The sequence below is a fragment of the Haliscomenobacter sp. genome (assembly GCF_040403615.1).
GTDB lineage: Bacteria > Bacteroidota > Bacteroidia > Chitinophagales > Saprospiraceae > Haliscomenobacter.
In genome coordinates this window covers 1,873-12,476 of sequence record NZ_JBBAKG010000142.1, presented here as the reverse complement: position 1 = coordinate 12,476, position 10,604 = coordinate 1,873, and the positions used below count along the sequence as shown (strand labels likewise).

Annotated in this window: 12 protein-coding genes; 2 read left to right on the top strand and 10 right to left on the bottom strand. The window is 44.9% G+C overall.

Translation table 11 applies throughout. The features are described from left to right. The 5 genes from ABW391_RS26350 to ABW391_RS26330 all read right to left on the bottom strand — a co-directional run. Positions 1–657, bottom strand: a 657-nt coding sequence (locus ABW391_RS26350) for a hypothetical protein (RefSeq protein WP_353484896.1), incomplete at its 3' end; no start/stop codon positions are given. Positions 658–797: 140 nt separating this feature from the next. Next, the gene (locus ABW391_RS26345; RefSeq protein WP_353484895.1) at positions 798–1,955 is read right to left on the bottom strand and encodes a helix-turn-helix domain-containing protein; all 1,158 of its coding nucleotides are present in this window, start codon (positions 1,953–1,955) and stop codon (positions 798–800) included. A 71-nt stretch (positions 1,956–2,026) separates the two neighbouring features. Then, a complete protein-coding gene (locus ABW391_RS26340; protein WP_353484894.1) occupies positions 2,027–2,383 on the bottom strand; it encodes a hypothetical protein in 357 nt (118 codons plus the stop codon). A 123-nt stretch (positions 2,384–2,506) separates the two neighbouring features. Continuing rightward, positions 2,507–3,748 (bottom strand): serine hydrolase domain-containing protein, encoded by a 1,242-nt coding sequence (locus tag ABW391_RS26335; RefSeq protein WP_353484893.1) that lies wholly within the window; start codon positions 3,746–3,748, stop codon positions 2,507–2,509. Between the two features lie 113 nt (positions 3,749–3,861). Next, positions 3,862–5,568: a serine hydrolase gene (locus ABW391_RS26330; RefSeq protein WP_353484892.1), complete on the bottom strand. Its 1,707-nt coding sequence runs from the start codon at positions 5,566–5,568 to the stop codon at positions 3,862–3,864. A gap of 246 nt (positions 5,569–5,814) precedes the next feature. On the opposite strand from ABW391_RS26330, the gene ABW391_RS26325 reads away from it, so the two are divergent. Both ABW391_RS26325 and ABW391_RS26320 read left to right on the top strand, forming a co-directional pair. Then, positions 5,815–6,072, top strand: a complete 258-nt coding sequence (locus tag ABW391_RS26325; protein WP_353484891.1) for a hypothetical protein — start codon at positions 5,815–5,817, stop codon at positions 6,070–6,072. Continuing rightward, complete coding sequence (locus ABW391_RS26320) at positions 6,069–6,431, top strand: type II toxin-antitoxin system VapC family toxin (protein WP_353484890.1); 363 nt, start codon at positions 6,069–6,071, stop codon at positions 6,429–6,431. The genes ABW391_RS26325 and ABW391_RS26320 overlap by 4 nt, the downstream gene beginning before the upstream one ends. Before the next feature lie 55 nt (positions 6,432–6,486). On the opposite strand, the gene ABW391_RS26315 is transcribed toward ABW391_RS26320, so the two are convergent. The 5 genes from ABW391_RS26315 to ABW391_RS26295 form a co-directional block, all read right to left on the bottom strand. Beyond that, positions 6,487–8,049, bottom strand: a complete 1,563-nt coding sequence (locus tag ABW391_RS26315) for a serine hydrolase (protein WP_353484889.1) — start codon at positions 8,047–8,049, stop codon at positions 6,487–6,489. Between the two features lie 40 nt (positions 8,050–8,089). Continuing rightward, on the bottom strand, positions 8,090–8,479 hold the full coding sequence (locus tag ABW391_RS26310; RefSeq protein WP_353484888.1) for a WG repeat-containing protein: 390 nt from the start codon (positions 8,477–8,479) through the stop codon (positions 8,090–8,092). A gap of 151 nt (positions 8,480–8,630) precedes the next feature. Then, positions 8,631–8,942, bottom strand: coding sequence for an EthD family reductase (locus tag ABW391_RS26305; RefSeq protein WP_353484887.1), 312 nt, complete (start codon positions 8,940–8,942; stop codon positions 8,631–8,633). A 94-nt stretch (positions 8,943–9,036) separates the two neighbouring features. Then, positions 9,037–9,993: an aldo/keto reductase gene (locus ABW391_RS26300; RefSeq protein ID WP_353484886.1), complete on the bottom strand. Its 957-nt coding sequence runs from the start codon at positions 9,991–9,993 to the stop codon at positions 9,037–9,039. Positions 9,994–10,155: 162 nt separating this feature from the next. Then, positions 10,156–10,604, bottom strand: a 449-nt coding sequence (locus ABW391_RS26295; protein ID WP_353484885.1) for a CIA30 family protein, incomplete at its 5' end; no start/stop codon positions are given.

Sequence of the window (10,604 nt, the reverse complement as noted above, 5' to 3'; positions counted from 1 at the left end):
GGTAGAGATGTATTCGGTGCGTTTTTCCCGCAAAACGGTGTATTGGGCAAAAGGCAACTTCAGGGTACCAAAAGCATCTACCACATCGCTGCGGGAAAAAGTCAAACGAACGCGGATGGAGTCAATTAAGGTTGCGCTGGTGGGAAGATTCTTTTTGACAACTTCCGGCAGCTCACCCACCGCAAATCCCTGAATTATAGCAGAATTGGCAACCTTGATGTCGAAAAAATTCATCGGGGAACGGCGCTCGGTATAGGCGGGGAGCAATTTAAACCGGGCGCTCAAACCCAACCCAAATGGATCCGCACCTGCATAGCCCATGTTCTCAAAGCTTGTATTGGTTACGTTGTAATAAGTTTCCCTGAATGCGTCTATCACCACCAACTCAGCGCCAGGATAGGCACTGGCATTTTTCCCGGTGCTGGCGATTTTGTATACCTGGTTGGATACGGATCGGGCAAGCAATTTGCTCAGGTCCCAGATTTGGCCACCGCCCGGTGGTGTGAAAAGGCTTTGAACATTAAGAACTGGCCGATCATCAGTGGCATATCGCAAGGTATCGTTTGCAACAGGAAAAGTAGTGGAAGTGACGGAGATTTGAGCCGTGCAAACCTGGGCAATCGCCAGGAATAAAAGGGTATTTAATAGCTGTCTCATAGTTGTTGGGAGGTTTTGGTGAAAATGGTTTAACCAGGTTGTAAAGTAAAGGTAATCACCATTTAGCTATTTCAAAACTCATTTTTGACAGCACAATTGGATTTTAGGATAATCAAAAGCTCCTGATTAAAAACTTACTGCTATTTTTTGGTGACCAACGCAGAAGGCAGCTCACCCGTGGCTTTTTTCACGGCCCGATTGAAGGTTGATTTTGAATTAAACCCACATTCATAGGCAAGGGCCAAAAGGGTATAATGGCTCAACTTCGGATCAATGACTTTTTCCTGAAAATCGGCTACGCGGAAGGCATTGACAAAATCGTTGAAGTTCTTTTGAAAGCCGGTGTTGATCACATAAGAGACCCAGGAGTTGTTTGAGTTTAATTTTGCTGATAGATCACTCAAGGTGAGCTCCGGATTGAGGTACAATTTTTCGGTTTGTACCACGACTTCCACCTTTTTGCACCATATTTCTAATTCAACTGGGTCCGGCTTTTCTGTTTTTTTTATGGCTGTTTCTAAATTAGCTGACCCAAAATTGGATTCCATTGGGATATTGGTATCGAAAATCAACCGGTGTGGTTGGGGTTGCAAGTAGCCATTGAAACTGATGTAACAGATGTTGAATGCAACGATAGCCCGCAAAATCCAGTCATCCCAATAAGCGATTGAAACGAAAAACCCCAAAACATAAAGCACTTGTGCTGATACCACTCCCAGCACGATCAAAGCCAGAAAGTTTTTATACCAATTCAGGAGCATCGCCTCAGTATCCGAGCGCTCGGTGGGCAACCAGCGGCGATACCTGCGGTAAAGGCGCAAAGACAAAATTGTGTACACCAGGAGTGATACAATTTCGGTAACACTATGCAAGTTGCCTAATTGAAATGGATTGTGGATCCGTTGAGCCCACCAATCTACCCCCTCTTTGCCACTAAGAAAAACCAGCAGGTGGTAGAAAAAATAAACAACATACGGCAAGAAATGCCAGTAATCCACGGCGTTGAATTTAAACTGGGCATTGGTTTGGGTCTTTAAGTAAAAATAAACCAGTGGCCCGATGATCAAACCCGTATCCTGGGGAAAAAACCACCAATCTTGTCCCAAAATGTAAATGCCCATAAACCCGAGCATTGAAGGAATATTGGTGATGCACAAGGCCAGAATCAGCCCTGCCAGCCAAAAATCTGAGGCACGCTCTTCCGAGAAGCCCCTTTTGCAGAATTGATACACATAAAAAAGCCCTTGCAGAAAGGCAAAGAGCAGTACAAAGGCGTATAAGTTCACTTGGAAGTTCATGTTGTTGCGGCACTCCGGGTTTTATCTTTAGTAGACAAAACCCGAAGCTGCAACAAAGGTTTGGAAACTACCTAATTTTTGTATCCCATCGATAGACCAGTATCGCCATGTACTTTCAGTTCCACGTCGGCGCTCTCATTAGAGGGGTTGCCGATGACTACTGCAGTGTTTTTATCCACTTTCAGGCTCGCTTTTTGATTCGGCTGCACTACCATGGGTGAATGCGTTCCACCATCAATAGGTGCCAGGTGGATTTTAAGGGGATTGGGCGAAATATTTTTCAAATCGACACTAAAAGCCCCATGTTGGTTGTTGCCCAGCACAAAACTATTCTGTGGGCCAATGGTAGTGGTGGAGGTCAACGAGGTGAAGATACCACAGGAAACGGCCAAAAATGCAGTGAAAAGCAGGGTGATGATCTTTTTCATAATTGGATGGATTAAACGGGTGAAATAATGATTGTGCCACAAAATTCCATCCTGGAGGTGGCTCGGTCGCTTCAAAATATGATTTGACACCTGGTAAAAATGAATCTCATAAAAGTACTCGGCTCATTTTTTCTTTTCATGGTACTCCACAACGGCGTTTAGTACTTTTTTGACCAAAAAATCTGGATTGTAATTCCTGGTTTGTGCACTTGGAAAAATATCCCAGGCATTAAACACCACCACCATATCGTATTCAGGAATAATGATCGGGAACTGGCCCCCGAAACCATTGCCACCCCAGGTAACTTCAGCGGGTTTGCTGCCATAGGAGCCCAGCCACCACTTGTAGCCGTAGCCACTGTTGGGGCCAAATTTGATGTAAGGAGAAACCGATTGACTAATCCAATCTGTGTTCAGGATTTGTTTGGTTTCCCACTTCCCGTTTTTCAGAAACAAATAAAAGAGCTTGGCCAAATCACTTTTTTCCAGATAAAGGCCACCCTCTGTGTCTATTAAACCATAAGGGCTGCGTTTCCAAAAATGATTATTAATGCCCAGTGGCGTGAAAAGATGTTTCACAGCATATTCCTCAATGTCCTGGCCAGTCGCTAGCCGAAAAATATGAGCCAACAACTCAGTTGCCCCACTGTTGTAATTAAAAACCTTGCCCGGCTCGTCCGACATGGGCTGATCGATGGTGAATTTGACCCAATCAAAACTGGCTTCCATGTTGCTGCAACTGTTGTTGGGGTCGGAGTAGGGGAGGTTTTCATGCCAATCAAATCCGGCCGTCATGGTCAAAAGGTGCCGAATGGTCATTCTCCTTTTGCGATCGTCGATGTTCTTGACGGTGCTGGTATCAAAAAAACTCAAGACTGGTGTATCCAAAAAAGGAAACTCCTTGCGCGTCACCGCAACTCCGATGATCATCGAAGTAACGGTTTTTGTGACGGATTGTAAGGTGTGCAAATTACTACCATGGTAAAAGGGATGCCACCAGGAGGAAAAGTAGTTGTAAGGCCCGGTAGGGTCAGTAGCGTTTAGGCCACTTTTTTTTGTGGCTTCCCCTTGATAGATTTCTGCGTAGTGATGGCTATACGATTTTTCATACGCCACCCGACCATGCCGGATGATCAGCATGCCATCCACATGACCGTATTTTCCACTGGCAAAATCACGATCAAGGGCGGCGAGGGAGTCGGCGATTAAATTCACTTTGTTGGGGCTGGTTTTAGCCCAGCCTTGCGTTGGCCATACATCCTGACTATTGGCTGAAATGACGCTAAATGAGAATAGCGTCAATAGATATACTGCTTTTTTGAGGTCGAGGGGCCAACCCGATTTTCCTTTTTGATTGCGCATCATTTGTAGATTGTGAGCCGAATAAGTAGGTTATTCGGCTCACAATGTACTAAAAAATGAGCCGAATAACCTGCTTAATCGGCTCATGACTATGGATTAAAACACAGTTTATCAGCTCACTTGATCCGCTTACCCGGCATCACCTGCCCACCCTGGAACAAGGTCATACTTTCCACTTTGCCGTCTTTGGAAGTAAAAGTGACTTGAGCCTCCACTACCTTCAGGAAAAATTCGGTAGCTGATTTGGCAAACAACTCGAATTGGCCTTGGCCGGTAGCCTGAGCAAAAAGTTGAGTGCCTTTGCGGGTGATGGTGATGGTAAAGTTAGGGCCCAGTTCGTATACGCCAACATAGGACTCCAAAACGGATTCATCCACGATGAACACCTTGCTGGCTTCGCCAACACCCATTTTGGCCAATATGTCGGTAGCGTTGGTGTTGCCTGGATTGAGTTCGATGGATTTTTTGTAGGCTTCGATGGCTGCTTCTTTTTGGCCATCTTTCATCAGGGCTTCGCCGTAGCTGTCGTAGGCATTGGCGGATTTTGGATATTCCAGTACGTTGATTTTAAATAGCGCAATGGCAGTTTTGGCGTTGCCCCTTTGCAGGTAGGTATACCCCGTGGTGTTGAATTCATTTTCGTTGAATTCATAAGCATTGACCTGGTCTTTTTTTAAAGTTTCATAGGCTTTCCAGGCAGCCTCTGTACCTTGTGCGTCTAGCGTTTTTCTGATTTCAACCAATGCGGATTTTTTTACCTCCATCAACTTTTCAGCGGAGTTGAGCAAGCGAAAGCCCAGATCATCGGCACCTTTATCGGAATTGGTCAACACCACCACTCCTTTGCCCGTTTCTTGCACAAATCCGGCAAAAGTGCGGTAGCCGCCCGTGCCCCCATTGTGCCAAATTATATCCCCCTCGGCTCCTTTGGAGATGTGCCAACCCAGTCCAACCCGGGTGCTACCGCCTGGTTTGTCGTGACGCACCTGATGGGAAAGTTGCATGGCAGGGTACAATTTGCTTTTTTTCAAACCCATGTTGGCGGCGAGGTAAATCAACATATCGTGTACAGAACTGCGAATGGCACCCGCTCCTGCCAACGTGGGAATGTCCCAATTGGACACCTGCACACCCTGGCTGTAACCCATGGCCAGATTTTGCTTCATTTTTTCATCAAAAGTGATTTTGGTTTCCTTCAAGCCCAAGGGGGTGGCAATTTTGCTGAGCATCAATGCCTCGTAGGATGTTCCTGCTTTGAGCGAAAGGATATGCCCCAATAAGCCCTGCGCCAGATTGGAGTACTCATACTGCGCACCAATATCTCGCGGCAAGGTATACCCATTCAGGAAGGCATACATTTGCTCCACGGTATAATCGGCATAAGGGTTGGCGGGGTCTTTGGGTGCAAAGTTGGTAGGCAAGCGCGCCAATGCCGAAGTGTGGTCGGACAGATGCCCCAACGTGATTTGTTGGCCTTTCCGGGTAGGCAGGGTTACTGCGGCAGGAAGGTATTTTTGGGCTGGGTCATCGGTTTTCATTTGGCCGTCTTGCACCATTTGCGCCAGGAGAATACCTGTAAAGGTTTTGGAAATGGAGCCAATTTCATAAATGGTATGTTCGTTGACGGGCTGCCCTCCGGCTGTTTTGGTGCCGAAGAGGTAATACTGCGGGCCGTCTTTATCGATGATGCCGATGGCGATGCTGGGGCTGTAGCCGTTGCTGATCCGGGCATTGATGCTTGCCACAACCTCTGCTGGCAGGGTTTTCTGCGCAAAGCTGGGAAGCGTGCAAAAGGCAATGAAAATGGTGAATAGGTGTTTCATGATTGTAATTTTTGGAGGATGATCATCCCAAATTAATTCATTACTAAGTACTTCCTGCTCCTTTTTTGGACAATTAGAATGTTTTTTTCTACTAAGAAGATTAGGTACGACTACCAAAGAACAAAAAATGCTCTCTTAGATTAGTCTAAAAAGGTGAAACACAAGGGAGGTATTTTAAAACATAGCATACATCCTTTGTATTTCTTTTAAGAAAAAGTTATATTTTTGTATTTAAAACAAACCATCATGCAAGTCATTCTTAATATTGAAAATCCGAAAGATTGGACAGCTCTTTTACCGATTATAGAGCGTTTGGGCATTTCTGTTCTAACTACTATACCAGTACCTAAGGAAAACAAACGCTTAACAGTTAAAGAATTAGCCTATCACCAGGCGATTATTGCTCAAGGTGGTGATGCGTCTTATTTCGGCGATGCTGCTGAATGGCAAAAAGAACAACGCCAAGAGCGTGATTTACCTTTCCTATACAACGATAACCAATGATATTATTGGATAGTAACATTCTTATCTATTCTGCTCAAGCTGCTTATGCATACTTACGCCCACTTGTAAGCGACCCTTCTCATCAAATATCTTCTTTTACGATGCTTGAAGTGCTAGGATTTCCTTCCCTAACGGCAATTGACAAAGCCTATTTTCAAAGTGCTTTTGACATTTTAGATGTCAAAGAAATTGCTTTGCCAATTATCAACCAAGCTATTTTATTACGTCAAACCCGTAAAATGTCGCCAGGCGATGCCCTAATTGCCGCTACTGCCTTAGTCTTTGGTTCAGAACTTTACACCCGTAATATTTCTGATTTTAATTGGATTAATGGATTAACCGTTGTTAATCCAGTTTGATTCCACCTTATTTTAATGGTTTGCTTAATCCGATCAGTTTTCGGTTCAATTGGTCTTACTTTTCCACCCTCTGCAAGTCCAAATCCTGAAAATCGAAACTAAAATCGATATTGGGCGAGATGCCTTTCATTTTAATGGATTGAGCTTTCCCGTTTTCATCCAAGGCGAATATGGCGAGTGCATCGCAGTTCATGTCCTGGTATTCCCATTTGATGGCGAAGCTGTTGGCATTGTAAAAAGCCATTGGTCCGTTTAACTTGGGGGAGCGGTAAGATTTGAACCACAGTTGTTGCCCTTTTTCAAACACTTCCACTTTGCCAAACCACTTGTCTTCGTAAATGCCAATGTAATCGGCATTTTTAACTTTCACGTTTTTGGCGGACTCCACCTTTTCCCATACTTTTTTAGTGACTTCATCGCCCGTGCTTCTTTCTTGGGTCATTCTTTCGTTGAGCTTATCTGTCCAACCAAAATTATCCAGCTCCAGGTAGCTGTCGGCAATGGTATTGCTCACGGCTGAAAAAAGTCCTGCTCCGCCATTTTCGGTATTGGTCAATACAACAATGCCCAGGTTCAAATCGGGATACATGGTGACGATGGAAAGCATGCCAGGCAAACCGCCGGTGTGCGTCACCCGTAAATTCCCTTTTACGTCACTCAAGCCCCAGCCCAGGCCATAGCCATTGAAATGGGAATTGTAACGAGGATTGGGACTGGTGGGTAAGATTGTGTGCAAAGTCCACATCTCATTATGGTTTTTAGAAGAAACCAGATTGAATTTCACCCCCTCACCAACAGTACCATTGTTGAGGTGCATCATCATCCACTTAGACAGATCTGCTACATTTGACAAAATGCCGCCAGCAGCAGAGTTGATTTGCTTGCCAAAGGGCGCAATGGCCTTAATGGTACCCGATTCGGAAGAATGCGGGATGGCCAGGTTGCTTTTGTCTTTCATCAAATCCTCTGCGGCAAAAGTGTGGTTCATTTGCATGGGTGTGATGATGCGTTTTTGCACAAAAAGCTCATAACTCATTCCGCTGGCCCGGGCAATGACTTCACCGGCCACGAGGTAAAGTAAATTGTCGTAATCGAACTTGGTGCGGAATGCCGAAACGGGTTTAAAATATTGAAAAGCAGACAACACATCTTTGATCTTAAAGTCTGAACCATCGGGAAAAAACATCAAGTCACCTACGCCAAGTCCCATTCCGCTGCGGTGGGTGAGCAGATCCTGGATGTTGAAATTTTCGGTCACGTAGTCGTTGTACATCTTGAATTCGGGGATGTGGTCTTTGACCTTATCCGTCCATTTCAGTTTGCCTTCCTCTTCCAGGATGGAAAGGGCCATGGTGGTAAAGGCTTTGCTATTAGAGGCGATGGCAAAGTTGGTGTATTCGTTGACAGGTTTCTTGGTGTTGATATCAATTACACCGTAGCCTTTTTGGTGAATCACTTTGCCATCTTGCACCACGGCAACTGCAGCGCCTGCCACTTTGAATTTCGCCAGGGCATCGGTGACCAGGGCGTCGATGTCTTTTGAGGCGATTTGGGCGTGGGTGGGCGCAAATGACCACAAAATGAAAACGAGTATAGACAGGAAAGTAAATGGTTTCATTGCGTAAAATTGACTGTTGATAAAATGTAATTTTTACCGTTTACTGTGCGCCCTTTTTATCAATAAACTGCCAAGCGTCACTCTCCCAAACGTCGTAGTCTCCGTCTTTAACAGTTTTGCAATTGGTACTTACTTTGGCTTTGCCATTTTCAAATGGATAGGCACAGTCGTATTTGGGTTCGATCACGATGGCATTGGTGCTTGCATCGGCATAACCAATTTTGCCATCCTTGACGATGCGGTACAGTCCATCAGAAGATGCATCGGGGCCGTTGTCGTAGAGGAATACGTCGTAGAGCACCGTTTTTTGCTCGTCGATAACGACCCATTTGTGGTCCATTTCGAGCATGCTCAGTTTGCTCTGGCTGCTTGGTGCGGGGCTGGTACATGCAGCGGCGAAGAGGAGAATAAGGATGAAGGTGTTTTTCATGGTAGGTTGATGTTATTGGTTTGCAAGAGCTTGTCTAAACATGAGTTGTACCTTGGCCAAAAGCGACCAAGGTACAACTCATGTTTGTGTTGAAAATAGCAAAAATAAGTACCGAATCATTAATTGTGATCAGATACTTACGGGGGAGTAATTACTCGGTGCTACCCACTAGAAAAACAGGTGCACCGCCAGTCGAAATTCGATGCGCATCAGCCCCAACCTCCTGCATGGCTGCCGATGCCATCGTAGCTTGCAAAGCTTCAGGCGACTCAAAAGGCAGCGTAAACATTTGATAATAAGCAGGAGCACCATCAGGTGTAGGCATAAACTTAGTCACCGTATAGGGTTTTACGGTGGTTGGAATGCCTGCTTTTTCATGCAACAGGGCCAAATGCTCGATATAATCGGCTTCAAATTGTGCTACATCGGTAGGCTGTGGGTAAAGGACGGTTAGTTGTAACATGGATGGTTGATATTGGAGGTTAGAAGATATGTCTTTTTAGCGCATGATTTGTCGTATAAGCAAGTCCAAGTTGCTTTCAAAACGCAGTATCTTACTAATACCGATTCCCGATCGTCTCTGATGGCATAGACTTTTGAATAAGCGCCAAATCAGCTTCAGATAATTCTACCTTGAATACACCTAAATTCTCTTCAAGACGCTGAACTTTTCTAGTGCCTGGAATGGCGACAATTTCATCGTTTTGACTTAGTACCCAAGCAAGGGCAACTTGCGCTTTGGAGACTTTTTTGCTTTGTGCAATTTGGTCAATGACTTCCACAAACTTTGAATTCTCGCTTATCGCCTCATCCGTGAAACGTGGATTATTAAGCCGGAAATCCCCTGGTTCCAAATCTGCTCGACTTTTAATCGCTCCCGTCAAGAACCCTCTACCCAGCGGACTGTAGGCCACAAAGGTGATACTGAGTTCTTGACAAACTTCAAAAATCTCATCTTCTGGTTCACGGCTCCATAGGGAATATTCGGTTTGCAGCGCCGTAATCGGATGAACTGCGTGGGCCCTACGCAACGTTGCTGCATTGACTTCAGAAAGACCCAAGTGTTTTACCTTTCCTTGTTTTACCAGTTCACTCATTGCACCCACTATTTCTTCAATCTCCACTTTGGGATCCTGCCGATGCATGTAATACAAATCAATTGACTCAACGCCCAAATTTTGAAGACTTTGGTCGCAAGCTTGCCGAATGTATTCTGGCTTGCCGTTGAGTCCAAGAAATTCACCATTGGGTCCCCGCATTATCGCAAATTTGGTAGCCAAAATCACCTCATCCCATCGGCCATTGAATGCTTTTCCCAATAGGCGTTCATTCGCCCCCCAACCGTACATATCGGCGGTGTCGAAAAAATTGACGCCCAAGTCGACGGCTTTATGCAATGTATTGATGGATTCTTTTTCATCAAAAGAACCATAAAACTCAGACATACCCATACAGCCAAGCCCAATTCTGTTCACAGTCAAGGTGCTGTGCCCTAATGTTGTTGTTGGTTTCATGATTCTAAGTTTTATAGTATTCAATACAAAGTTACAGAATTTTAAGGATGGGTCAAAAGGCAAATAGTTTTTGAGCTGACCGCTCAGGCCTGTTATGGGATCGGCCTTCTTGTCGTCCGTATGTTTTACTCTTCTCCAAAATAGTCGCTATCATTTTTTAATTTACTCCAAACCTATCCAATCAATCAATAATTCGAAGTCTTCTTCTTGCTTGTTGGCGATCAAAAAACTCAATTGTTCGATGCTTTTAAAATTGAAATTCGGGATGTTCAATTTGCGCCCTCGAAACTGAGGGTAAAATTCACTGATTGCTAACTTGAGGTTTTCCCATTCTCCAGAAGTGGCAAATGGGTGCACGTAAGACTCATACTGTGAAATTTCGCCCTTCAAACGAAATTCATAACGTTTGCCATCTCCTTTTACGCGCAAAACAATGAAATTCTTTTCTTCCGCCAGTTGTATCGTTGTGTTCAATTGGATCGAGGCAAATCCTCCGTTGTTCGCCAATGAAACGTGACCTGAAAATTGCCCATGGCCGGCATCAGTAAACAGTAAGGAACTTTTGGATATGCCACCCATCACACCATCGTTGACAATACGCCATTCCTTGA

Coding starts and splice junctions, on each gene's coding strand:
- ABW391_RS26340 (WP_353484894.1), bottom strand. CDS start 2,383: ATGAAAAAGATCATCACCCTGCTTTTCACTGCATTTTTGGCCGTTTCC.
- ABW391_RS26310 (WP_353484888.1), bottom strand. CDS start 8,479: ATGAAAAACACCTTCATCCTTATTCTCCTCTTCGCCGCTGCATGTACC.
- ABW391_RS26315 (WP_353484889.1), bottom strand. CDS start 8,049: ATGAAACCATTTACTTTCCTGTCTATACTCGTTTTCATTTTGTGGTCA.
- ABW391_RS26305 (WP_353484887.1), bottom strand. CDS start 8,942: ATGTTACAACTAACCGTCCTTTACCCACAGCCTACCGATGTAGCACAA.
- ABW391_RS26325 (WP_353484891.1), top strand. CDS start 5,815: ATGCAAGTCATTCTTAATATTGAAAATCCGAAAGATTGGACAGCTCTT.
- ABW391_RS26320 (WP_353484890.1), top strand. CDS start 6,069: ATGATATTATTGGATAGTAACATTCTTATCTATTCTGCTCAAGCTGCT.
- ABW391_RS26330 (WP_353484892.1), bottom strand. CDS start 5,568: ATGAAACACCTATTCACCATTTTCATTGCCTTTTGCACGCTTCCCAGC.
- ABW391_RS26300 (WP_353484886.1), bottom strand. CDS start 9,993: ATGAAACCAACAACAACATTAGGGCACAGCACCTTGACTGTGAACAGA.
- ABW391_RS26345 (WP_353484895.1), bottom strand. CDS start 1,955: ATGAACTTCCAAGTGAACTTATACGCCTTTGTACTGCTCTTTGCCTTT.
- ABW391_RS26335 (WP_353484893.1), bottom strand. CDS start 3,748: ATGATGCGCAATCAAAAAGGAAAATCGGGTTGGCCCCTCGACCTCAAA.